General features: G+C 39.6%; 20 protein-coding genes and 1 pseudogene. 13 read left to right on the top strand and 8 right to left on the bottom strand.

The annotated features are described in order from the left end of the window. Together LY28_RS18320 and LY28_RS18315 are read right to left on the bottom strand one after the other, a co-directional pair. Positions 1–169, bottom strand: a 169-nt coding sequence (locus LY28_RS18320) for a transposase (protein ID WP_207658143.1), incomplete at its 3' end; no start/stop codon positions are given. A gap of 273 nt (positions 170–442) precedes the next feature. Beyond that, positions 443–1,663, bottom strand: a complete 1,221-nt coding sequence (locus tag LY28_RS18315) for an alpha/beta hydrolase fold domain-containing protein (RefSeq protein WP_165835628.1) — start codon at positions 1,661–1,663, stop codon at positions 443–445. Between the two features lie 461 nt (positions 1,664–2,124). Between LY28_RS18315 and LY28_RS18310 the strand changes: the two genes are divergently transcribed. After that, on the top strand, positions 2,125–2,493 hold the full coding sequence (locus tag LY28_RS18310; RefSeq protein WP_110463615.1) for a winged helix-turn-helix transcriptional regulator: 369 nt from the start codon (positions 2,125–2,127) through the stop codon (positions 2,491–2,493). 22 nt (positions 2,494–2,515) lie between these two features. Here LY28_RS18310 and LY28_RS18305 read toward each other — a convergent pair whose 3' ends face one another. Continuing rightward, positions 2,516–3,223, bottom strand: a complete 708-nt coding sequence (locus tag LY28_RS18305; protein ID WP_110463614.1) for a response regulator transcription factor — start codon at positions 3,221–3,223, stop codon at positions 2,516–2,518. A 29-nt stretch (positions 3,224–3,252) separates the two neighbouring features. Further along, positions 3,253–3,906: a phosphate signaling complex protein PhoU gene (gene phoU, locus LY28_RS18300; RefSeq protein WP_110463613.1), complete on the bottom strand. Its 654-nt coding sequence runs from the start codon at positions 3,904–3,906 to the stop codon at positions 3,253–3,255. Between the two features lie 368 nt (positions 3,907–4,274). On the opposite strand from phoU, the gene LY28_RS18295 reads away from it, so the two are divergent. From LY28_RS18295 to LY28_RS18240, 12 genes are all read left to right on the top strand, one after another. Then, complete coding sequence (locus LY28_RS18295; RefSeq protein WP_110463612.1) at positions 4,275–5,237, top strand: PstS family phosphate ABC transporter substrate-binding protein; 963 nt, start codon at positions 4,275–4,277, stop codon at positions 5,235–5,237. A 176-nt stretch (positions 5,238–5,413) separates the two neighbouring features. Further along, positions 5,414–6,634: a sensor histidine kinase gene (locus tag LY28_RS18290; protein WP_110463611.1), complete on the top strand. Its 1,221-nt coding sequence runs from the start codon at positions 5,414–5,416 to the stop codon at positions 6,632–6,634. Then, a complete protein-coding gene (locus tag LY28_RS18285) occupies positions 6,627–7,751 on the top strand; it encodes a response regulator (RefSeq protein ID WP_110463610.1) in 1,125 nt (374 codons plus the stop codon). Before LY28_RS18290 ends, LY28_RS18285 begins: the two co-directional genes overlap by 8 nt. A 385-nt stretch (positions 7,752–8,136) precedes the next feature. Further along, positions 8,137–13,098 (top strand): DUF7601 domain-containing protein, encoded by a 4,962-nt coding sequence (locus LY28_RS18280; RefSeq protein WP_110463609.1) that lies wholly within the window; start codon positions 8,137–8,139, stop codon positions 13,096–13,098. A gap of 68 nt (positions 13,099–13,166) precedes the next feature. Next, entirely contained in the window at positions 13,167–13,922 is a 756-nt protein-coding gene (gene srtB, locus LY28_RS18275) for a class B sortase (RefSeq protein ID WP_110463608.1), read from the top strand. A 155-nt stretch (positions 13,923–14,077) separates the two neighbouring features. Further along, on the top strand, positions 14,078–15,526 hold the full coding sequence (locus tag LY28_RS18270) for an urease accessory protein UreH domain-containing protein (protein WP_110463607.1): 1,449 nt from the start codon (positions 14,078–14,080) through the stop codon (positions 15,524–15,526). An 87-nt stretch (positions 15,527–15,613) separates the two neighbouring features. After that, positions 15,614–16,315 carry a response regulator transcription factor gene (locus LY28_RS18265; protein WP_110463619.1) on the top strand — a complete coding sequence of 234 codons (702 nt, stop codon included), beginning with the start codon at positions 15,614–15,616 and terminating at the stop codon, positions 16,313–16,315. A 2-nt stretch (positions 16,316–16,317) separates the two neighbouring features. Beyond that, on the top strand, positions 16,318–17,706 hold the full coding sequence (locus LY28_RS18260) for a sensor histidine kinase (RefSeq protein ID WP_110463606.1): 1,389 nt from the start codon (positions 16,318–16,320) through the stop codon (positions 17,704–17,706). A 138-nt stretch (positions 17,707–17,844) separates the two neighbouring features. After that, on the top strand, positions 17,845–18,261 hold the full coding sequence (locus LY28_RS18255; protein ID WP_110463605.1) for a DUF3842 family protein: 417 nt from the start codon (positions 17,845–17,847) through the stop codon (positions 18,259–18,261). Between the two features lie 6 nt (positions 18,262–18,267). Beyond that, positions 18,268–18,462, top strand: a complete 195-nt coding sequence (locus LY28_RS18250; RefSeq protein WP_110463604.1) for a CooT family nickel-binding protein — start codon at positions 18,268–18,270, stop codon at positions 18,460–18,462. A 55-nt stretch (positions 18,463–18,517) separates the two neighbouring features. Continuing rightward, complete coding sequence (locus LY28_RS18245) at positions 18,518–19,318, top strand: energy-coupling factor transporter transmembrane component T (RefSeq protein WP_242981420.1); 801 nt, start codon at positions 18,518–18,520, stop codon at positions 19,316–19,318. A gap of 72 nt (positions 19,319–19,390) precedes the next feature. Continuing rightward, complete coding sequence (locus LY28_RS18240; RefSeq protein ID WP_110463603.1) at positions 19,391–20,188, top strand: energy-coupling factor ABC transporter ATP-binding protein; 798 nt, start codon at positions 19,391–19,393, stop codon at positions 20,186–20,188. Positions 20,189–20,272: 84 nt separating this feature from the next. On the opposite strand, the gene LY28_RS18235 is transcribed toward LY28_RS18240, so the two are convergent. The 4 genes and pseudogenes from LY28_RS18235 to LY28_RS19405 all read right to left on the bottom strand — a co-directional run. Further along, positions 20,273–22,030, bottom strand: a complete 1,758-nt coding sequence (locus LY28_RS18235) for a glycosyl hydrolase (RefSeq protein WP_110463617.1) — start codon at positions 22,028–22,030, stop codon at positions 20,273–20,275. A gap of 515 nt (positions 22,031–22,545) precedes the next feature. Then, on the bottom strand, positions 22,546–23,001 hold the full coding sequence (locus LY28_RS18230) for a DUF3806 domain-containing protein (protein ID WP_110463602.1): 456 nt from the start codon (positions 22,999–23,001) through the stop codon (positions 22,546–22,548). A gap of 341 nt (positions 23,002–23,342) precedes the next feature. Further along, complete coding sequence (locus tag LY28_RS19410; protein WP_207658142.1) at positions 23,343–23,816, bottom strand: DUF6385 domain-containing protein; 474 nt, start codon at positions 23,814–23,816, stop codon at positions 23,343–23,345. Between the two features lie 110 nt (positions 23,817–23,926). Beyond that, positions 23,927–24,140, bottom strand: a pseudogene (locus LY28_RS19405) (group II intron reverse transcriptase/maturase); the annotation flags it as partial.

Below are 24,140 nucleotides of genomic sequence, written 5' to 3'. Positions count from 1 at the left end.
GCCCTTCAAGTATCTCTACTCCTTTGTAGCTACATAATTGTATCAAAATTTCTCTGATACTCTGTTTGTATTGATTATATATCGCCTTTCGTCTATACTTTGGAGTGAACACTATATGATATTTACACATCCATTTTGTGTGAGCTAAGCTGTGTTCCTTATTTGCCATTAAAATCACCTTTCCTCTCGTTAATTTAGTAGCTTGAACAACTCTATTTTAACGAAAAGGTGATTTTTTTGTATAACTTCTGTCGCGCACCCGCATAGCGGGTGGTTTATTGTTTCGCATGGCTCATTTCTCTGCCGAGAAACTTGCCTTATGCTCAACAGGCTAAAGCCCATAAATTATTAACCCGCGGAGATACTTAAAAAAGTATCTCCGCGGGTTTTTTGCCTTGCTTTGCTTATTGCCTTACAACCCGTATTAAAGCTAAAGCTTTTCCTACTTCATAATAGGATTCAGGAATGCAAAGATTTTTGTTATGTTTGATGCGGCAGAGAATTCGGAAGTACCGTGACCCGCACCCTGAATTATTTCCAGCTTAACTTTATCAGAACCTATAACCGGTTTGAGAGCATCAGCCAAGATTACGGATTGCTGGTAAGGTACAAGATTATCGCTTGAACCGTGTTGTATAAAGAATGCAGGAGCCGTACTTGCATTCATGGTAGATACATAGGATATCGGGTTTGCCTTTTGTGCCAATGCAGGGTTTGAGGAAACTGCAACGCCCAAGAATTGGCTCTCAGGAGAACCTGCGGCACTATGACTTCCTAACAGGCTTGATATGCCGGAGGCTTTGAACTGGTCATCCATCTTTGTAAAATCTGTAGGCCCGAACCAGTCAACAGCTGCCTGTATATTGGAAGGATAGCTGCTGTTAGTTGTAGTATCCCCATCCAGAGTGGTTACATTTCCTGTTGTACCAAGCATAGCTGTTAAATGACCCCCTGAGCTGTCGCCCCATGCTGCAATTTTGTCAGGATTAAAGCCGTATTTTGCGGCATTTGCTCTTATAAAGCGAACTGCTGCCTTACAATCACTGACTGCTGCGGGGAATTTTGCTTCGCCTGAAAGCCTGTAGTTTACACATACCACAGCATAGCCATTATTATGTCCACCTTCAATTATAGGAGCCATATCAGTACCTTTTGAGCTTCCGCCCAGCCAAGCACCGCCGAAAATTCCAATAATAACAGGGAATGGACCGCTGATATCATTAGGAAGGTAAATATCCAAGGTTTGGTTTTTAGAAACATTGCCATATGTAACATTCAGATATTTTGTTTTTATTTGTGATGTATCCAAGCTCATGCCGGATATTCCTACCTTGATAGGATTAGGAAGCTGAGGAGTCACACTGCCCTGATCTCCGGGAAATTTGGTTATTAATTTCAGCAGGTACTGCTTGTAAAGCGAGAAATCAAGTGCATCAAGTGATTTATCGGCATTTACATCTGCCAGTAAAGGATTGCTGAGGGAGGAATTGCCTAAAAGATGGCTTTTCACCACTGCCAGATCCAAAGCATCCACACTTCCGTCAGCATTAAGGTCTCCAAATACCTGAGCAGCAGAAACAGGCATAGGGTTGGTGACAGGGGTTACAAAAGTCACCATTAAAGCTACAACCAAAAACATAATTAGCATAAACTTCTTTTTCATAATCATACTCCTTTTTAGTTTTTTTGTTTTATTATGTAAAAAATTATAAATGTTTAAATTAATACCATGTCAATAGCATACTATATAAATAGCACGTAAAAACAAGTATTATTTGTTTTTATATGTACAAAACCTCATAATACCTACCACAAAAACTTTTTTAATGATAATTAATATAATACGTATTTAAGTTGAAAAGTCATAGTACATAATGAAACAAGCGCGCTGATATAATTGATTGTACCGGTACATGAACTATCAATCTCCTCTTGAATATTTTAAAAGGGTAATATAAATTAAGAACAGCTATTTAGTCAATTTTTACAAAAAAAATGCTTATATACATTTATATATTGGCCAAATGTTACTTTTTATGTTACATTATATATTAATAAGAAATTATTACAAGTACGCAGAATATTATTACTAGGTATGATTTTTATACTAAAGGAGAGTTATGCATGAAAGAGCTGATATGTTTATCAATTAATGACGGACATTGCCCTGTGGCTGCCGCCTTTAAGCTTTTAGAAGGAAAGTGGAAGCTGCCGATTCTTTGGATTCTTACTGTGAATGGGGGAATACTCAGGTATCAGGATCTCAAAAGATGTATTATTGGTATAACCAATATGATGTTGACAAGTTCTCTTAAGGAACTGGAAAGGGACGGACTTGTCAGCAGATACCAATATAACGAAATGCCGCCGCGTGTAGAATATTCTTTATCAGAAGACGGAAAGAAATTATTTTCTATTTTTGATGAAATTGCAAAATGGGGTGTAGAATTAAAAAGAAGTAAATTTAATCATGATCCAAAGCCTGAATTTTGATTAAACAAAAAGCTAACGGTATTCAGACACTGTTATCGGTAAAACGGTAGCCTACTCCCCGGATTGTCTCAATGAATCTGGGGTTTTCGTCATCATCCTCTATTTTCTGACGCAGATAGCGTATATGGACATCGACGGTTCTTGTTTCGGCACAGTAGTCAATTCCCCATACTTTATCAAGTATAAGCTCTCTTGAGAGAACCTGACCTTTATTGCTGATCAGCATTTTTAAAAGCTCAAATTCCTTGAGAGGCATATCAATCAGCTCATTATCCTTATAAACCTCTCTTCTGCCCGAATCAACCATTATATTCTTATGGGATATAATATCAAATTTCTTTTCCTCCGGTAAAACGTTAATTCTCCGGAATAGAGCTTTAATTCTTGAAAATAATTCGCGCACGCTGAACGGCTTTGTCATATAGTCGTCTGCGCCCAGTTCCAGTCCGAGAACCCTGTCAAATTCCTCACTCTTTGCAGTAATTATTATTATGGGAATGTTTTGCGTAAGGGAATTAAGCTTTAATTGCCTGCAAACCTCCAAGCCATCAATACCGGGGAGCATTATATCCAGAATAAACAAATCCGGAAGGCTTTTATTGGTGTGTGTTAACAAATCCTCACCGCTGTAAAAGCATGTAACATTAAAACCATATGACTCAAGGCTGTATTTTATTAATTGCTGTATATTAAATTCATCGTCTACTACATAAATATTCTTTTTAGCCATTTTGTCACTCCGTTATGAGTTTTCTGAAATCAGCTTATATGCTCATGTGAACCTGTTACATTAAAAACAACCCATTCGGCAATATTTGTTGCATGGTCTCCGATACGCTCCAGATATTTAACGATAAACATCAAATCCGTCGCCTGCATAACAGTTTCGGGATTGTTTTTCATTATGTTTATAAGCTCCAGCACAATTTTTGAGAAATAGCTGTCAACCTCGTCATCCGAATTGCAAACCGCTTTTGCGAGGGAGATATCCTGACGTACATAGGAATCAATGGCATTAACAACCATTCTCTTTGTATAATCAGCCATTACCGGTATATCTACAACAGGCTTGATATGTTTTATGCTATCCATTTTAATAATCAATTCGGAGATATCGGCAGCCTGATCTGCTATTCGTTCCATATCAGTAATTATTTTCAGGGCTGTGCTGATAGCCCTCAAGTCTTTTGCCAATGGCTGCTGCTTGGCAATAAGGCTAATGCATATTTTTTCAATCTTGCTTTCAAGATTGTCAATAGTATCATCATTTTCGTATACCTTCCTTGCCAGCTCCTTATCCTGCTTTCTTAAAGCAAGTATGGAATTTTCGATGGACTCCTCCACCAGACCTGCCATTCTGACCATTAAGCTCTGCAGATTTTCGAGATCAGTTTCAAAGGAATTTCTGACCATATTTAAATCACTCCTTATATAAATTAACACAATAGATAATTTTCTTTTTTAATATTATCAATATATTTTTAATGCAGGTTTAAATCTGCGTTAAGTTGTTGTTAATTAAACCTTTAATTTTACCCGGAACAGGTTATTTGTATATTTTTATGTATTGTATCTGCCAATTTCCGCATACTAATTTTGTTAATAATTTTTAATTGTTTATTAACAATGATTAACAAAAACAAAATACTTACATTAACAAAGTCCAATATAATAAAAATGTGGCTGCTGCATAGGGCATTTACAAGCAGTGGCTGGAGCAACACATAAACAGTGTGTATCTGTTTATAATGTTTTTATTTATATTTGGAGGAGGTAATTAAATGAGTAGATATTTTAACACAAAACGTATAGGTGCATTGATTCTTGGTATTGCATTAGCCGCTTCGGTTTCAGCTTGCGGAAACACTGTTTCCGATAATACCGATAACGGAGGAAAGACCGGCGATTCGTCTGAAAAGCTTACAGGAACTGTGGTTATTGACGGTTCCAGTACAGTTTATCCTATTACTATGGCAATTGCAGAGGAATTCAGAAACGAGCAGCCGGATGTTGAAGTTTCCGTGGCATTATCAGGAACCGGCGGAGGAATGAAAAAGTTTGTTGCAAATGAGATAGCAATATGCGATGCTTCAAGAAAGATAAAGCAGGAGGAAATTGATAAGGCAAAGGCCAACGGTATTGATTATGTCGAGCTGGAGGTTGCGTACGACGGAATATCGGTAGTAGTAAACAAGGATAACGATTGGGCGGATTCCATAACTGTTGAGGAGCTTAATAAAATCTGGGGAAAGGACAGTACCGTTAAAACTTGGAAGGATGTTAACGCAAGCTGGCCGGATGAGCCGATAAAGTTATACGGTCCCGGAACAGACTCCGGAACATTTGAATATTTTACAGAAGAAATTAACGGGAAGGCCAAGGAGTCGAGAACAGATTTTACACCGAGTGAGGATGATAATGTGCTGGTGCAGGGTATTGCCGGAGATAAAAATGCATTGGGATATTTCGGGTTCTCATATTATGAGGAGAACATCGACAAGCTGAAGGTACTAAAAATTGATGCAGGGAAAGGTCCCATTGAGCCGACATTTGAAACTATAAAAAATAAAACCTATGCTCCTCTTTCAAGACCATTGTTCATATACGTAAACAAAGCGAAGCTGGATGAACCTCAGGTTAAAGCCTTTGTAAACTTCTATATGAAAAATGCAGCTACGATTTCAGAACAGGTTGGATATATTCCTCTGGAAAGCTATGATGCCGAAACAGCAAAAATAAAATAACGTATGCATCATAAAACCTCAGATAAATAAATTCCTATATTCTGGGATAGAAAAGGGTTTTCCCCTTTTCTGCCAGAATAATTTTTTTGCTTGAAAGATTTATACCGGCATGAGATAATTAAATTTCATATTTATGACACAAACAGAAAGCTGTTATTTACAAAGGTTGAAACAATATGAGTACTATGCAAAAAACACCTGTAAATTTAAATAAATGGTGCAGTTATATTGTAAGGGCAGGACATATTACAGCTGCCCTTATAGTTCTTGCGCATGTGATTTGGTATTTTGCGGCCAGAAGCATTCTTGCAAAAACTCCCGACGTTTATCTGCGGTATTATATCATTTTACCTGCCATAGGCTTTTTTGCCTTAAATTCATCGGTGGGTATATGTGTAAGCTCACGTCGTATCCCTCTTACGGTAAAGGAGTATTTGTCCCTTTTTCTTTTTATAATTTATTCCCTGTATCTTTCCTTGACTCATGACATTGCAAAGGTTCTGCTGTGTTCTTATATTCTTCCGATTTTCGCCTCCGCTATTTTTTTCAATATTAAGCTTACTCGACGGATATTTTTTATGAGCGTGGCGGCCGTTATTCTGCCGGGTGTCAAAATGTTTTTCACGGGGAAATTGGACAGTGATATGATTATGGAGACTTTTGTCTCATGTTTTATGTTTCTGTGCACCTATCTTCTGACTAAGGTTTTGGTGCTGTATTGCCATGATAATATTGAGAAGATTATAAATACACGTGAGGAAGCAGCCAGAAACGAGCTGGCTTTTCTGCAGGCGCAAATAAAGCCTCATTTTTTATATAACGCAATCAACACAATGGTATCTTTTTGTTATACCGACAGCGAAAGGGCGGCAAGCCTGCTTGTCAATTTCAGCAAATATTTAAGGCTTATATTTGACATTGACCATAAATCATTGATGGTCTTCCTAGAGAGAGAAGTTGAATTGATCAAAGCCTATGTTGAGATAGAAAAAGCCCGTTTCGGCGAGAAAATCAACGTGGAATACAATATTGAACCTGAGCTTATAAGCATGGAAATACCCTCGCTCTGCCTGCAGCCTTTGGTGGAAAATGCCATAAAGCACGGTTTGTGCAAAAAAGACGGCGGAGGAACCATCCTTATAGCAGCTGAAAAAAGCAAGGGAGCCGTTATACTACGGGTCAGTGATACGGGAACAGGTATTCCGGCTGAAAAGCTGAATAAGTTAAGAAGCCTCGAGTCCTCAGGTGATGGAGTTGGCTTTTCCAATGTAAGCAGACGTGTCAAGGTATTGGAAGGCGCGCAGCTTGATATTCAAAGCACCGAAGGCGAAGGGACGGCTGTAACGATAACAATAAAGCCGCTATTGTATAAGGAGGATGCCGCAATTAATGTTTAGAGCAATTATTGTTGATGATGAAAAGCCCGCGCTTGATATTCTCAAGCTTTTACTTGAAAAAACCGATCAGATATGCGTCGTCGGAGTATTTAGCAGCGCGGCCGACGCTCTTGCAGGAGTAAAAGACCTGAAGCCGGATGTCGCCTTTCTTGATATAGAGATGTCTTATATGTCCGGGCTGGAGCTGGCAAGAAAATTTGTAGACATGGGAATAGGGCTTGAGATAGTATTTGTTACTGCTTATGACAAATATGCCCTTGAAGCCTTTCGAGTGAACGCTGTTGATTATATACTCAAGCCGTTTTCTTCAGACGATATTGCACGGGTAATAACAAGGCTGAAAAGGGTAAATCCTCTTCCGGCTGTCTCTCAAATACCTGCGGACAAAGGCCGCATATATTGTTTTGGAACATTATCGGTATACGGAGCGGGAGACGATAAGGCTGTGAAATGGCGCACCGCAAAGGCAAAGGAGCTTTTTGCCTTTATGCTGGAAAATTTGAACAGCAAGGTTGCAAAGTGGAAAATCGCTCAGGTTATTTGGCCTGAATGTGAAATGGAAAAGCAATTCAATACGTATTTATATACAACGGTCTATAAAGTTAAAAAAACTTTGCTGTCTGCAAATATCAAATTTGATTTCACCTTTATAGACGGCAGCTATATAATGGAGCTGCCGGAAGTATACCTGGATACCGCTGAGTTTGAAGAACTTACAGCTTCGGATATTGAATTGTCTGAAGCATCTGTTGAAAAATACAAAAGGGCACTCAGCTTATATAAAGGGAATTATCTGGAGGACAATGAATATTTCTGGTCTCAGAATAAATCCGATGAATATCTAAGAAGATACCGTATTCTGGTTTCTGAGTTTGCCAAATATTATATAACCGGAAAAGATTATTCAAATGCTGAAAAAGTACTTCTGGAAGCCTTGAAAAAGGCTCCTCTTGACGATGAATTGAACGAAAGGCTGCTCAAGCTGTATTATACAAAAAAGGACAAGGCATCTCTCATTTCTCATTACAGTAAAATCAAAGAGCTGTATAAATCAGATCTGGGAATAACTCCCAATAAAGTCATGCAGGAATTGCTCAGTGACATATCTGAATTATAAATTTAATTAAAAAAACACTGTGTCAGCTACAATATAATAGAATAATTTTATAAAAGAACATGCTCTCTGCAACATGCAGAGAGCATGTTCTTTGTCTGTTTATGTCGAAAAACAGTAAAATGTTCAGAAAATGTCCAGTACTACTTGGTATAATAAAGTTCATTTGTATTTAGGAAATAAAATATTCTCCAGACATCATTGGTATGCTTTTGAAATATAAATATGATAAGCTTCCGCAAAAAATCATAGAGCAAAAGGCTGATTACCAATAAAAAGAAACATGAGAAAAAACAGGTTTGGCTATGAAGCCAAGAATTAGGGGACCTTAGTATTTTATTAAATATAAGATACTTTACACTATAACAAAAGAAATGAGGGGCGAGATATGATAAAAAGAAAAAGACAAAAAATAACAGCTTGGGTGCTGCTGCTGACGATATTATTCGGTGCGCTTTCTCCAATGAATGAGGCACTGTCCGCAAAGCCATCCTCCCTTGATGCGGATGTGAGTGTCACAGGTATTAATGAGGGAGGAACCATCGACGGCTCCACCGACATTGGGATAACTGTTGCTTTTAATGTTCCTGTTGAAGGAGACGGCGGTTTAGATTATTTTCAGTACGGAGACGAGGTTGAATTGCTGCTGAGCACTTCATTTCATTTTGATCCGGTTCCTACTGATTCCATTGAATTGATGTATAAAGAAAAAAAATTAGGGACTGTTACACTGCTCAATAATGCAGAAGGTCAGGCTATGGCTAATATTAAATTTGACGGGGATGAGTATGTTTTTGACCCCGATAAGCTACAGGACGGGGAAACAGCCTATTCAGGCGTAAGCGGTATGTTTAAGGCGACTCTTAAATACAACGGAAACCACGATACGGATATTGATGGCAAAAAAACAGTAAGTATTCTGGAAAAAAAATATAAGTTACAGCTGCCTGGTGATAAAATTATATACTCAGTAGAAAAGAAGGCCGAAGGCAGTGCTGTAAACATCGATGAGGGCACCATAACATGGACTGTTGCCATCAGTGCTGAAAAGGACACAGCACCTGTTCCGACTCCAATTGATTTGGCTGGCTATGTGTTTGAGGATGACCTGAACGGCATAGGCGAGTATGTGGGCAACAGCTTCTCACTGTCAGGAGGTACAGTTTCAGAGGCTGACCTTGCAACGCCTGATGCTGGCTCCACCAAGCTGACGTATAGCTTCCCTGCGGGCTCCGTCAGTCCCCAGACCCTTACCTTTAAAACCAAAATACCAAATACCATACTTACTGCAGGCGGGAGCATTACAAACACTGCAGGACTGTATCTGGATAACAAGAGAGTTGATTTTGACGATTTCACCGCCACTATCTCCAAACCCTATGCAACCAAATGGGGAGAGACAGACGACGACATCAGCGGAACGACCTATGATACCACCGGCCGCAGTATCATCTGGTATATAAAGGTGGAGAACGAGGGAAGAACTTTGAATGACTTGACCATCACAGATGAATTAAAAGGCGGCCTTAGCCTTGATTCAGCGCAGTGGCAAAGATGGAATGCCACCGACAGCAAATGGGAGGATGTGCCCGGCATCAGCTGGACAACAGTGCCGCCATCCAACAAATATAAGATTGGCGAAAAGACTGGCGGCGGGGTGAACTATACCGGGAGGCTGAAGCTTGTTACCAAGGTGCCCGATAGTATAGACGGCTCAGTCGTAGCAACAAAATACAACAATCAGGCAGATGTAAGCTGGAGCGGCAGCGACGGGACTACCGGGAGCACTTCTACCGGCAGTTTCGAAGTTGGTATCGGATATAATGCCATTTCAAAAAACGGTACACAGAGTGCTGAGGATATAAAAAAGCATCAAATCACATGGACGCTTGATGTGGATATGAAGGGACAAACCGCTGAGAATTTCAAGGTTTACGACCTTTTTGTCCATGATGCGGAAACTTCAGACTCCGACATCACTAACGCCTTAGATTGGCCTGACGGTCTCAGTCTTGGGTCTGACGGCATAACCCGTAACAACGGTCAGAAGTTTGTTGAGGTCAGCTCAAAGGAGGGGCATCTTACTGTAAACTCTATTAATTTGCAAAAGGAAGGCAAAATTATTGCAACCCTTGTGGAGATTAAAGGCCTGCGAAACAGCGGAAGCAATCAGGCTGTTCTTAAAAGTCAGGTTATTGATCCGGATATTCTTGCCGGAAACGACCAGAACCAAAAGGTTTATAATTATGCCGCCCTCTACAAGGGTAATGATTACAGGGGCAATGCCGGAACCTATGTAAATTACAACAACAAAGTCCTTGCCAAGGAGCTGCTTAATCGTGCCGAGGCGGACAACGACCATACGGCAGGAACCGGCGGAATAAATGCAGACAACCGTACCACAAATGCGGCTGATGGTTTCCATTACGGATACAAGGAGGCCATATTCCGTCTAAATATCAATGCCTCCGGGATAGATTTTGCTAATGTGGAAACCAACCTGACTGAAGGCTTCGGGGATGTTGCCGTTACAGATACTCTTCCCGAAGGCTGGGAGTTTGCTAAGTTTTCAGAGGGACAGGATTACCTGATTTATGAGGCCGCAGAAGCCTTGAATACCGGAAACGGTTACCCGGCTACAGGCTCTTTGACAACCTCCGGCGGAGCTCTGGATTCCGTACCGGGTCTGACTGCTGCATTTGACAGGGTAAGCAGCACACAGACCGCCACCTTTACCTTTAAAAATCTTAATAAGCCCTATGTTGTCCTTGTAAAGGCAAGGCCTTCCGATACTACCCTTGATAGCTATTTGAAGGGTAACGCTACCCGCAATGAAACCAATACCCTCAGTATAAGTTCAGAGAAATGGCAGCCCGGCAAAAATGTATCTCAATTATTAGAAGTGAAAAGCAAGGTTTTGGATAAAACTCTGGATTTAAGCAAGCAAAATCAAGGCATTCTGACCTGGCTTGTAGAATACACGCCCTTTGGCAGGGAAATTGGTACCGGCATTGAGGATACCCTGCCGCAAGGCATTGACCTGCGCACCGATTCCAGCGGGCAGTTGATTTGGGAGCAGGACGGCAGCCGAAATATAAGCATCCGTGAGCTGACCTTGAAGGATGACGGCAGCGGAACATATAAGGAGGGCCCTGAGCTTGCCGCAGATGTATTGAAATCAGTTATAGGCTACGACAACAGCGCACGCAAGCTGACCTTTAACTTTCCGGACAGTGCCCGGGCCTATAAGCTGACCTATGTTACCGACATCACAGGTACGCCGGAAAATGTAACTAATGCAGTTAAGCTGGTGGCTGCAGACGGTAATGGACCAAGCACAAATAAGGCCTTTGCAATTACCGAGCAGCAGGGCATGGCCACCATGGGGCGCAGCGGCTATCTGATTGTGAAAAAGAAGGATATAAACTCCGCTTTTCTGCCTGGTGCAGAGTTCACCCTGTACAACACCGATAAAGACGGTTCAAGGGCTTCTTCACGGGCAGTAAGAACCACCGGCAGTGATGGAACAGTTAAATTCTATGGTCTTGCCCCGGGCAACTATATACTTGTGGAGACAAAATCTCCTGACGAGTATGAGAATCCTCCAATGGAATATAATGTTGCTGTAAGCTCTGAGCTTAAAACCACAGTGAACGGTTCTGGAATAATTACAGGCAGCGCGCCCTTTTATGTAGTCAACTACAAAGCTACCGACCCGGTGGGCAGCCTGACAATCAGCAAGGCGGTGACCGGTAACGGAGCGGATACCGAGAAGGCCTTTGATTTTACACTGACACTGAGCGGTGCAGCAGGTGTCTATTCCTATACAGGACACGGTGTGTCAGGAGGAAGCATTGCAAGCGGAGACAGCTTTTCCCTTGCCAATGGTCAGAGCATCACCATAACAGGTCTGCCGGCAGGTGCAAGGTATACCGTCACCGAAGCGGATTATTCCGGTGCCGGGTACACTACCACCAGTACAGGCGCTGACGGTGATATTCTGACTAATACTACGCAGACGGCAGCCTTTACCAATACGAGAACAGCAGGAAATCTGGTTATTGCAAAAACTGTGGCCGGCAATGCCGGTGATCGCTCCAAGAGCTTTGATTTCATGCTTACTTTGAACGGTGCGATGGATATACCATATGCCTATAGCGGAAATGGTGTTCTTGATGGGACAATAAAAAGCGGAGACAGCTTTTCCCTTGCCAATGGTCAGAGCATTACCATCACAGGTCTGCCGGCAGGTGCAGGGTATACGGTCACCGAGTCGGATTATTCGGGTGAAGGGTATACCACGGTGAGCACAGGTGCTGACGGCATCATTGAAACTGATGCTACGCAAACAGCAGCCTTTACCAACACGAAAAATGTCTGGAGTCCTTCTCCCGGCACTGGAGATTTGACTATCAGCAAAACGGTTACCGGAACAAATGCCGACACCACTCGTAAATTTAATTTTACGGTAACTTTGAACGGTGCATACGGTTCTTATAATTACACTGGAAATGGTATTGCAAACGGAAAAATTAAAACCGGTGATGCGGTTTCTCTTGCCAATGGTCAGAGCATCACCATCACCGGTCTGCCGGCAGGTACAAGGTATACGGTTACTGAGTCGGACTACTCGGGGGACGGGTACACTACGGTGAGCACAGGCGCTGACGGCGGCATTAAAACTGGTACTACGCAAACAGCAGCCTTCACCAATACGAAAAATAATTGGTATCCTTCTCCCGATACCGGAAATTTGACCATCAGCAAAACGGTTTCCGGAGAAAAGGCCGATACCAATCGTAAGTTTAATTTTACGTTAAGTTTGAGCGGTGTATACGACTCCTATGATTACACCGGCAATGGTGTGCCGAATGGAACGATTAAGTCCGGCGGTATTATTTCCCTCGCTCATGGTCAAAGTATCACCATTACAGGACTGCCTGAAGGTACAAGGTATACGGTTGCCGAGTCGGATTATTCCGGTGACGGGTATACTGCGGCGAGCACAGGTGCCGACGGCAATATTGTTACCGGCACTACGCAAACGGCAGCTTTTACAAATCATTACGGCGATTCGGAGATAATTCCAGAAGAACCGGAAGCTCCTGCAGGTAGCACCGGTAACAGCGGTAATACCGGTAATGGCGGCGGCAATTCCCCTCAAGGGTCAACAGGCAGCGAGAAGCCCCATAAGGGAAGCAATCAGAATGGTATGCCCCATACGGGAGACAATCAGACCGGTGATCTTGCAAAGCTTGGAGTGCTATTTTTCTCTGCGGTGCTTTTGGCTCTTATCACCGCCGATTTCGTTCTGCGCAAGAAAAACTCCGGGCATAGAAGGCTGAAATAATTTTAAAGAGAACCTGCGGCTAAAACTATAAAATTCTGCCGCAGGTTCTCTAAAATAGGGAGAATGCCATGGATAACGGAACGAAAAATATTAAAAAATCGTGTCTGCACCTGATATTGCGTATTTTGGCGGCACTGTGCGCGGTGGGCATTCTGAGTTCTGCTTTTATACTTTTTTCAGACAGGCGGGAGTATGCCAAAGGCGATGCCGCCTATCTGAAAATCTCACTGTTCAAGGAATCTCCGGAAGCACAGGCAGGAGAAGGCAACAGCAGTGTTGACTTCACATTACTGGAAAAAATAAACAAAGATGTGGTGGGATGGCTTGCCTCTGAAGGCACCGAGATTGACTATCCTGTAGTTCAGGGCAAGGACAACGATTTTTATCTTAGTCATTTATTCACAGGTGAGAGCAACAAGCTAGGTTCAATATTTATGGATTATCGTAACCATAAGGATTTTTCAGATAAAAACACGATTATTTACGGACACAACATGAAAAACGGCTCTATGTTTTCAGCCTTAACAAAATACAAAGCTCAGAGCTATTACGACAGCTTTCCAACTATGCTGCTTTATACTCCTGCCGGCAATTTTTCGGTTGAATGGTTTGCCGGCATTGTTACTGATGGAAATTATGAATCTGTCAGATTAGATTTTAAGGATGAGAATGATTTCAAAAGCTATATCAATTCTCTCAAAGAGAAATCCACCTTTGAAGCCAATACGCTTGTAGAGGCTGATGACAGAATTATTACCTTGTGCACCTGCTCCTATGAATTCGATAACGCAAGATATGCGTTATTCGGGAAATTGATAAATTAACCCCTTTTTCGAGCTTTTTAAGCTGTCCCTTTGTCCTTGCAGTATTCTCCATAAAATCTCCATATTTTAATTGTAGAATTTAAGGTATAAATATATTTAAGATATAAATATAATCCATTAAACTGTGAAGCAGGAATAAAACAGGAGGAAGACTTATGGGGAAGAATACCGTTTGCAAAATTCTTCAAATAGAAGGGATGACATGCACCGGCTGTGAAACAATATTAGAAAATGCTCTGAATAAGCTTGACGGAGTTATAAATGCCAAGGCTATTTACAGCAGCTCAAATGTGTATGTGACATACCGTTGTGATATAATCGGCATTAATAAAATAATAAAAGCTGTTGAAAAGCTGGATTACAGGGTAAAAAACAAACCTGACACAGGTCAGGACAGCAAGGATAAGAATAAAGCAGCAGCTTCAGGCTCAGACAGCTTCGGAATCAGTCAGTTTTTAGGAATAGCAGTAAGCTTATTGGCTCTTTATATAATCATAAAAAACACCATCGGCTTCAATTTTATACCTCAGATTGACCAATCAATGGGCTTCGGTATATTATTTATAATCGGACTGCTGACATCTCTGCATTGCGTAGCCATGTGCGGAGGAATTAATTTATCTGTCTGTACCAAATACCGGACAGATACCGGCGATTCAAGCTTCAGCAAGCTAAGGCCGGGTATATTGTACAATACAGGAAGAGTTATATCATACACTGCCGTAGGCGGAATAGTCGGAGGAATCGGCTCCATAGTAAGCTTTTCCGGTACTGCAAAGGGTATTGTGGCAATTGCCGCAGGTGCTTTTATGCTGATTATGGGATTGAATATGCTGAATATTTTTCCGGTACTCAGAAAAATAACCCCAAGAATGCCAAAGCTTTTTGCTAAAAGAGTACATGCGAGTAATAATAGCAGAGGACCTTTTTATGTAGGCCTTCTTAACGGGTTAATGCCGTGCGGTCCATTGCAGGCAATGCAGATTTACGCATTGGGAACAGGAAGTGTATTGGCAGGGGCACTTTCAATGTTTTTATTCAGTCTGGGAACCGTGCCTCTGATGCTTGGACTTGGAGTTGCAAGTTCTTTTTTGAGCAGTAAATTTACTCATAAGATGATGAAGGTAAGTGCAGTTCTTGTAATGATACTTGGAATTGTAATGCTTAACAGAGGTCTGGCATTATCGGGAGTCAGTATAAATCCCGTTGCCGCTAATTCAGCTTCATCAAGCGGAATTGCCGCAATAACGGGAAATGTTCAGACAGTAAATACAACTCTGGATTCCGGGAGGTATTATCCTATAACAGTGCAGAAGGGAATTCCCGTCAGATGGACAATCAGTGTAGCTGACGGTGATTTAAACGGATGCAACAGAAGCCTTCGTATATCGGAGTACAATATTGAAAATAAAAATCTTGAAGTAGGAGATAATGTTATTGAATTTACTCCCGATAAAACCGGTAATTTTATATATACCTGCTGGATGGGAATGCTTAGAAGTAATATAATAGTTGTGGATGATATAAGCACCGTAAATCCAGATGGAATTGAAAATGAGCTGAATAATTATCAGCAACCGGCTGCAGGCTGCTGCGGAGGCTGAACAGCAGGCTGTTGCAGCAAGTAATCAGCTTAAAAGCTTAATCCTTCCGAATTGATTATAGTAAAATAAGGATGTAGTTACAACATGATGACAAATAGTTCTAAAAAAATATTGGTGGTTGACGATGAAATAAAGATTGTTGATGTAGTAAGGTCGTATTTACATCACAATGGATATGATGTGGTAGAGGCATATACCGGAAAGCAGGCTGTTGCTCTATTTGAAAGGTTTAATCCTTGCCTCGTCATATTGGATTTAATGCTTCCAGATATGACAGGAGAAGACATCTGCATTCAAATCAGAAAGAAATCCAAGGTCCCTATAATTATGCTTACAGCCAAGGTGGAAGAAGAGCATATTTTAAAAGGCCTTGATATCGGAGCAGATGATTATATAATAAAGCCGTTCAGCCCCAGACAGCTTGTTGCAAGAGTCAATGCCCTGCTTAGGAGAGCTTCCGAGGAGCCTTTCCCGAATAATGACATAGTATCCTTTAACCTGAACGACCTTGTTATTAACAAGCTTAGCATGGATGTGAAAAAAAACGGAAAAAGTGTAAGCTTAACTCCAAATGAATATAAAATCCTCTTAACCCTGATAAAGCATCCTAAAAAAGCCTTTACAAGAGAAGAGCTGATAAGCATGGCTCTTGGCGAGGATTTTGACGGTTATGACAGAACTATTGATTCTCATGTAAAAAATTTACGCCAAAAAATAGAAACAGATACAAAAAATCCGGAATATATTCTAACCGTACATGGTATAGGCTATAGATTTGGTGGTGACTGATTTTGAAATACAGCCTTAGAACAAGACTATCACTTTCGTATATATTTGTTGCTCTGATAAGTATATTTTTAATAAGTATTTTTGCCAACCTTTTTCTGGACAGGCAATTCAGGGAATATATAAAAATAAATCAGGTACAAAGAAATAAGGATGTCATATCGTCTTTAAGTAATCAATATCAATATTCCGGAAGCTGGAATACAGAAATGATTGAAGCAATTGGGGTAAGTGCGCTTGAAAATGGCCTGATAATAAAGGTATCCGATTTATCGGGTCAGGCAATATGGGATGCAAGGGTTCACAATAACGGGATGTGCCAGCGCATTATAGAGCATATGTCTTATAATCTCAACAGTCAGTATCCGAATATGAAGGGTGAATATACAGAAACGCCGTATAATATATACTATAATTCCCAGAAAGTCGGTATTGTGGAAATTGGAAGCTATGGACCCTTTTACTTGAGTGATAATGATCTGGCTTTTTTAAAGACATTAAATAAAATTCTGATAAGCGTTGGTATAATAGCTTTGATTTTTTCACTTGCCTTAGGCACTGTTATGGCTAAGAGGCTAAGCTCCCCCATATCAAAAGCAATTTCTGCCGCTCACAGTATTTCTGAAGGCTGTTTTTCAGCCAGAATTTCAGAAAAGTCCAATACTATTGAAATAATTGAATTAACCAATACAATTAACAGTCTGGCAGATGCGCTTGGAAATCATGAGACATTACGAAAAAGGCTTACAGCTGATGTGGCTCATGAATTGAGGACACCTCTCGCAACCCTTCAGAGTCATTTAGAAGCAATGATTGACGGTATTTGGGAAGCTGATAAAGACAGGCTTATCAGCTGTCATGATGAAATAGTCAGGCTTAGCGGCATGGTTGGAGATTTAGAGAAGCTGGCAAGATATGAAAGTGAGAATATTATATTAAATAAATCAAGCTTTAGCATTACAGAAGTAGTAAGGCAAATTATCAGGAACTACGAAAGCGAATATTTATATAAAGGAATTAAAATTTATTTCACCGGTGACGAAGAATTTATAAATGCCGACAAGGATAAGATCAGTCAGGTTTTAATAAATCTTCTGTCTAATGCCTTGAAATATTCAACAAAAGGCAGCGAGGTAAAGGTAAATATAAAAGGAGGGGGGAACCTTTTGCAGCTTACTGTTAAGGATAACGGACCAGGTATATCAGCTGAAGATCTGCCCTTTATCTTTGAGAGATTTTACAGGGCTGATAAATCCAGAAACAGAATGACAGGCGGTTCTGGAATAGGCCTGACTATAGCTAGGGCTATTATAGAGGCACATAACGGAAAAATTGAAGCAGTCAGCAAAAGGGGAGCTGGTACTGAATTTATTGTTTCATTACCAAAGAATTAATTTTACCGTTTGAAAAACAAGCTGGTTTTGTATTATTTCAGGAATATCCATTTAAACGGACTGGACTTAAATTATGTATTACAGTATAATTGATACGGAATAAAAAAATGCTACATTTACATATTTGCGGAGGTCGGTATGAGAATCGCTGTAATTGATGGACAAGGCGGCGGAATAGGGAAGTCCATTGTTGAAAAATTAAGAAGAGAGCTGCCGGAAGGTACTGAAATCATTGCGTTAGGCACGAATTCCCTCGCAACGTCCTTTATGCTTAAAGCAGGAGCCAATGAAGGCGCCTCCGGCGAAAACGCTATTGTATATAGTGCATCGAGGGTAGATATAATTATAGGTATGATTGGAATACTGGTTTCCAATTCAATGCTGGGTGAATTAACACCGTCAATGGCAAAAGCAATTGCCGAAAGTCCGGCAAAGAAAGTGATTCTGCCACTAAACAGGTGTAACATAGAGATTATCGGGGTGGATAAAAGCCAGCCTATACCGCATTTGATAGATGCTGCAATAAAAAGCATCAAAGAATACATGACGAGGTGATAAAAGATGTGTGAAGCAAATGTATATCTGCTTAATGAAAAAGGAGAAGAAAGGCTGTTTCTTGAATCTGTTGACAAGATTATTCCTAACGGAGATGAGCTGTGTCTTGAAGATATTTTTAACCGTAAGAAGTATATAAAAGCAAAGATAAAGGAAATGGAGCTTGTTGAGCATCGCATAATATTAGAGAAAATAGATTAAGGATAAATTTGAATTTATTAAAAGCAGGAATAACAGATAAAAGCAGGAGATATTAATGAATATGCCGGAATGGCTGTCAAAGAAAGAAAATTATATTCCTCAGGCTGATAAGGATACCTTTATAAACAAGAGCATTATGTCCTTGCTGAACATACTCTCAAGGATTAGAAACACTAATGCATGCACTGCCGAAGGCTTTCATATCAGTGCAGTTTTAAAGGTAGCATTTACTTTTTTACTTATTGTGCTTATTTCTGTTTCCAGAAGTTCTGAATTTATTATTATCGTTATTGTATATCTTATATCCGTATTAAGCTCCATGAAAGCTTATCAAATTATAAAAACTCTGAAAGTGAGCTTTCTGATTTCTGTATTTACAATTATACTTCTTTTGCCTTCCGCCTTTTTGGGGAACTATTACAGTATTTTTATGATTACGCCAAAGGTGTTTGCAACGATTACAGCTGTTAACATACTATCATATTCCACTTCATGGAATTCCATAACAAATGCATTAAAAGTATTTTTTGTACCGGATATATTTATACTTGTTTTGGATATAACTATAAAATATATTTTTCTGCTGGGTGATTTTTCACTTAATATGCTGTATTCTCTCAAGCTAAGGTCAGTAGGGAGAAATACAAGCAAGTATATGTCTCTCTCAGGTATTGCAGGCACCATGTTTATAAAGTCCAGAGAAATGGCGGAAGAGATGTATTCTGCCATGGAATGCAGAGGCTTTACCGGAGAATACCGCGCAGCAAGAAAAATCCTGTTTTCACTTGCAGATATTATTTATATTATTATAAATATACTGCTAATTTTTGTGTTTTGCTATTTTTCTGTTATATAATTATTTTGTTGATTTAATTTTAAAAAGTTATTTCCTAAGCTGTATATCAAACAGAACAGAAGGACTGGAGCAATGATTGAAATAATAAATGTGTCTTATGCTTATGAGGGAAGGACAGCACTAAGCGATATTACTGTCAGTATTTCAAGGGGTGAGGCTGTGGCATTAATGGGGCCTAACGGAAGCGGAAAGTCAACCCTTTTAAAGCTGATTAACGGTATTGTATCACCTGATAGCGGCACTTATAAATTTGACAAGGAAGAAATTACACAAAAAAGGCTCCGGAATACAAAATTTTCAAAGCTTTTTCATCAAAAAATAGGCTTTGTTTTTCAAAACTCAGATACCCAGCTATTCTGTGCTAATGTTTATGATGAAATTGCATTCGGCCCGAGACAAATGGGAATGGGTGAGAGGGAGGTTGAGGCAAGGGTAAACGACTGCCTTAGTCTGCTGAATATTGAGAGCTTGAAGGACAGACAGCCCTATCACCTGAGCGGCGGTGAGAAAAGAAAGCTTGCAATTGCCTGCGTACTGTCTATGAATCCTGATGTGCTGGTTCTTGATGAACCTATGAACGGCCTTGATCCAAGAACACAAAGATGGCTTGTAGAATTTTTGACGGAATTGAATAAAGCGGGAAAAACATTGATTACATCTACACATAATCTGGAATTGGTTCAGGAAATCTCATCGAGAGCAGTCTTATTTGATGAAGACCATAAAATAGCTGCCGATACAAATACTAAAAAGCTTCTTGAGAATATAGACTTGTTGAAAAAAGTTAATTTGATTGACGAGTATTATCATCGGCATGAGGGAAATGAGCACAGCCATTACCATATTCATAATTACGGGCACAAACCATAATTTAGAGCAAAAAGAGCTTGTTGCACCCCTTTGGTTATTTAAAGCAGGATGCAACAGCTCTGAAATTAATATTTTACTCGTATTTTATTCTATCGGAAACTTGTCGATTATTCCCAAAAGCTTTTTCTTTACATATGCAAAATCCAAGGCATCTATATCTCCGCTGCCGTCAACATCTGCATTCGTTGAATTAATAGAAATCGTGTTTATTTTCAGCAGATATGCTTTTAACAGGCCTAAATCAATAGCATCAACGTTTCCGTCTGAGTTCAGGTCACCCAATAAACCGTGCGTTGGACCGGATTGATAAATATCTGCCGGCAGTTCATCCAGAGTAATTACATAGGGGCTGTTGTAAATAGTATTTAGAAGATCAGGATCATTATATCTTGAACTGGTAAGAAAATCTCCGTACCAAGGACAGAAGTACAGCCACCATGCCTGCTCGTTTACAATGTTCTTAATGTCCGGGATGATATCATTTTCTGACATTGCAACCATCTTTGTATCGTTTGTATCATTTACAAGAGTAAGAAAAACGGATGATGCAGAGCTTGTTTTCCATGTGTAGGGTGAGCCTTCATATTTATCATATGCAACTATATCCACGCAATCATCTCCTGGATACCACTCAGATGAATTTGTATAGGTATAAAGATTTACTTCCCATATTGCATTATGAATTCCATATTTCTCGGTAAGAGTTGTGTAAAGAAGCTTCCAGAGCTGCTTGTATACCTCTGAGCCTGCTGAACCCCACCAGAACCAAGCACCGGAGCCGTCAATATTATTGTTTCCTTCGGCTTCATGGAAAGGGCGCAGAAGCACTGGAACTCCCGCATCCTGCAAAACAAGAAGCTGCTTGGCGAGATCATCAATGGCAAGCATCAAGTAGGCATATTCCTTTGTTGATTTGTCGAGGCAATTGGCTGTTTTAAAGCTTGAAGTCGGCTTATATGTACATTTTGTCCAATCCAATATATCACCGGGCTTATAGCTTGTGAAATCAGAGGGAACATGTATATGCCATGCTACCGTTGCAATGCCGTTGCGTTGCTTTACCCAATCTATAATACGGTCTGTAGTTCCGTCTTCCCATCCGTACAGAGGATTGTAGTTCATCATATCAAAGCCTCTGATTGCAGGGTATTTGCCTGTTTTATCATAAATATATTCAAATTCAAACTCTGAATTGCCATCATTTCCGCCGCCGTATATTTCCTGCTGTCCTGAAATTACGCTTTTACCGTAAACATCTGTAAGATATTTTTTAAGGGATTTTGTTTCAGCAGTTGCTTTAACATCACATGGAGCAGGGTCAATGTCAAGAGCAGGCATATCCGCATAGTCAAATGTTACTGTGTCATACAGTATATAGCCCCAGCTTCCTGACGAGCCTATCTCAATCGTAGCCGTACCTGCTTCAAGATAGAAGTAGCCGAAGCTGTAATCAATCCATCCGTTTTTGTTCGGAATATAAAAATTGCCTTGAGATACACCGTTGACACTTACAACCTGAAGTCTTGTTTCATCTTTTTCCCCAAGATACATCCAGCATTTTGCCGAAAGCTCATACATAGCACTTTTCGGTACTGTAACCTTTAATGTAACAGTTCCTGCATTGGTTACCCATACAAAACCATTTCCGGAATATCCGGGATACTCGGTCCCATAAACATTTGTTGCAACAGCAGCTCCGCTGCCAAGACTGCAGGCTTCTGCTTCAACTTTTAAAGGAAGGGAATCAGCAGCCTGAACAGAAGCAGGCACAGCTGTAAAAACAGTACATGCCACTGTAACTGCCGTCAGCAGAGAAATTGCTCTGCCAAAAAATTTCTTCATCATAAATACACCCCTTTTAAATTATTTTTCGCTAACAGATAAAACTATGCGATATTAAATACTCCAAATAATGATAAGATATACACACTATTTGTTTTTATACATTACCGTATAATTCATCATATTTAGTCAAATTATAACATATTCAGAATATAATTTCAATTTATAAAGCATTTATAATATTATTTTTTTAAAAAACGCTTTACAGTAAAGCATTTAAATGCTTACAAATAACTATAAAGCCAAGCTCCTTAAAATATTATATTTTAATATAAATGCCTGTAAAAAGCTAAATAGCAGCATATATTAACTGCTAGGAACTCAACTTATTTTGTTTACAGTAATGTTATCTTTCATATATGATATGTAGAATATTTTAAGAGAATATGATTTATAGATGTGGAGAAGTAAGGATATGTAGAATTGGCTTATTATATAATTACACGAAATAAAGATTTCGTGTAATTGGAGGGACGACAAAATCGTTGAATATTCAAACTACCCATGAACACTGATTAATGCTTTAAAAGCGTTTTCTTTAAGACCTCGTAAAAGGTTGTTATATTATCCTCTGAACCGTTTTTTAATCTTTTATATACTTTATCAATCGGATAAGCTCTGCTATTATTATCTATTTTTATATGCAAAATTGCACCTGTTCCAAACTCATCCTCATAAACCCATTTGCATCTGTCTGAATTATTTTTGCATATTACATCTCCCAAATATGCTCCCCAAATAGCTGCTAATGACCAAATCTGTGATTCTGTAGGAACTTCGTTTTTTATTTTTCTAAGAAAGTTTTTTATAATATTTCCTTTCAGGTCATTATGATAATACTCTAATATTTCCTCTACCGCATCAATGCTATTTTCCGTATAATCTAAATCCTTTGAAAAACCTTTAGCATAATGCACTGCTTTTCGCGAGAGATTATCTATTTTTTGAGAAAGATCTAAAACATCTTTCATTTAAACCCACCAGCCCTATAATATATCTTTTATAATAATATGTCTTTAATTATAAAATGTATTTTACCATAATTAATCCTTATTGGTAAATATAAACTAAAATATATTTTGAAAGGTAATTAGACTTATTAGCTTAGCGGACCAGCTGTATGCTGCCGGACAAGGAGCAATACAGCATTTTGGCAGACTTAAAGCCGATACTGCTTTTTATAAAGTTACGGGCAGGATTTTTATTTTACAATTTATGTCTGGCTTCCCAAGTGCTTAAAATTTGTACATCCTTTTCTTCATTTAGATTTGAAATTTTTGGATGCACTTTCAGCTTTACCCTTCCGTCATTTTTAATATTGCTGCATATTCAGCCATGTATCTATTATTGAATTGTTTCCTTCCTGAGGAATATTGACTGACAGCCTGACAAATTTACTGAAATTTATAGGCACTAGTAAGCCGCTTGAGCCCGGAGGTATAAATATTTTTTGAATTTCCTTCACATAGTGCACATTATCTGGGCTGTTTTCGGCTATTACGGTTATAATAGCACTATTGGTGTTTTTTATGAAGTAGGATACTTTTTGCATTAATGAGATATTAACGCCTGCTGTAAGGAATTCCGAAGCAGGCTCTGCCTGAAGGGTTTCCTTATATTCATAAAACCTTGGCAATACATGTACTGTTACTTCTTTTGAGCACTCTACCGAAAGGGATAAATTATCACATGAGCCTTGCTCTGTAATAATTTTTATATTATCGGAGCCGCATTCGCCATATCCCGCCAATACCATGCATAGTGATAGGTAAGTCTTTGATATCATCTCTAACTTTTCCCCCACTCCACACCGTGCGTGCGAATTTCCCCGCACACGGCGTTCTATCAAAACTAAATTTTGCAACTTAAACTATATCTGAAACTAAACACGTTATTTTAAATACTTGCCAACTCAAGCATTTTTCTTAGGCGGTTAATTTTAGTCATCTGCTTTTTGTCCGGTTTAATGATATCCAGATAAAACTGGATTGTTTCCGGCTTTTTTGCATGAAGCAACTGGTGAACATTCATTGTTACAAGCACCAAATTGCTATAACTATCATCTTTGCATTTATGGTACGGCGTTTTGTGATGGCAGTGCATATTTCCG

It is taken from the genome of Ruminiclostridium sufflavum DSM 19573 (assembly GCF_003208175.1).
GTDB classification, from domain to species: domain Bacteria; phylum Bacillota; class Clostridia; order Acetivibrionales; family DSM-1351; genus Ruminiclostridium; species Ruminiclostridium sufflavum.
The sequence above is the reverse complement of the archived record's forward strand: the minus strand, read 5'-3'. Positions and strand labels throughout refer to the sequence as shown.

What these genes read in the sequence shown, in the direction of transcription:
- LY28_RS18315 (WP_165835628.1), bottom strand. Translation starts at nt 1,663, where the DNA reads ATGAAAAAGAAGTTTATGCTAATTATGTTTTTGGTTGTAGCTTTAATG.
- LY28_RS18310 (WP_110463615.1), top strand. Translation starts at nt 2,125, where the DNA reads ATGAAAGAGCTGATATGTTTATCAATTAATGACGGACATTGCCCTGTG.
- LY28_RS18305 (WP_110463614.1), bottom strand. Translation starts at nt 3,223, where the DNA reads ATGGCTAAAAAGAATATTTATGTAGTAGACGATGAATTTAATATACAG.
- phoU (WP_110463613.1), bottom strand. Translation starts at nt 3,906, where the DNA reads ATGGTCAGAAATTCCTTTGAAACTGATCTCGAAAATCTGCAGAGCTTA.
- LY28_RS18295 (WP_110463612.1), top strand. Translation starts at nt 4,275, where the DNA reads ATGAGTAGATATTTTAACACAAAACGTATAGGTGCATTGATTCTTGGT.
- LY28_RS18290 (WP_110463611.1), top strand. Translation starts at nt 5,414, where the DNA reads ATGAGTACTATGCAAAAAACACCTGTAAATTTAAATAAATGGTGCAGT.
- LY28_RS18285 (WP_110463610.1), top strand. Translation starts at nt 6,627, where the DNA reads ATGTTTAGAGCAATTATTGTTGATGATGAAAAGCCCGCGCTTGATATT.
- LY28_RS18280 (WP_110463609.1), top strand. Translation starts at nt 8,137, where the DNA reads ATGATAAAAAGAAAAAGACAAAAAATAACAGCTTGGGTGCTGCTGCTG.
- srtB (WP_110463608.1), top strand. Translation starts at nt 13,167, where the DNA reads ATGGATAACGGAACGAAAAATATTAAAAAATCGTGTCTGCACCTGATA.
- LY28_RS18270 (WP_110463607.1), top strand. Translation starts at nt 14,078, where the DNA reads ATGGGGAAGAATACCGTTTGCAAAATTCTTCAAATAGAAGGGATGACA.
- LY28_RS18265 (WP_110463619.1), top strand. Translation starts at nt 15,614, where the DNA reads ATGACAAATAGTTCTAAAAAAATATTGGTGGTTGACGATGAAATAAAG.
- LY28_RS18255 (WP_110463605.1), top strand. Translation starts at nt 17,845, where the DNA reads ATGAGAATCGCTGTAATTGATGGACAAGGCGGCGGAATAGGGAAGTCC.
- LY28_RS18250 (WP_110463604.1), top strand. Translation starts at nt 18,268, where the DNA reads ATGTGTGAAGCAAATGTATATCTGCTTAATGAAAAAGGAGAAGAAAGG.
- LY28_RS18245 (WP_242981420.1), top strand. Translation starts at nt 18,518, where the DNA reads ATGAATATGCCGGAATGGCTGTCAAAGAAAGAAAATTATATTCCTCAG.
- LY28_RS18240 (WP_110463603.1), top strand. Translation starts at nt 19,391, where the DNA reads ATGATTGAAATAATAAATGTGTCTTATGCTTATGAGGGAAGGACAGCA.
- LY28_RS18235 (WP_110463617.1), bottom strand. Translation starts at nt 22,030, where the DNA reads ATGAAGAAATTTTTTGGCAGAGCAATTTCTCTGCTGACGGCAGTTACA.
- LY28_RS18230 (WP_110463602.1), bottom strand. Translation starts at nt 23,001, where the DNA reads ATGAAAGATGTTTTAGATCTTTCTCAAAAAATAGATAATCTCTCGCGA.
- LY28_RS19410 (WP_207658142.1), bottom strand. Translation starts at nt 23,816, where the DNA reads ATGATATCAAAGACTTACCTATCACTATGCATGGTATTGGCGGGATAT.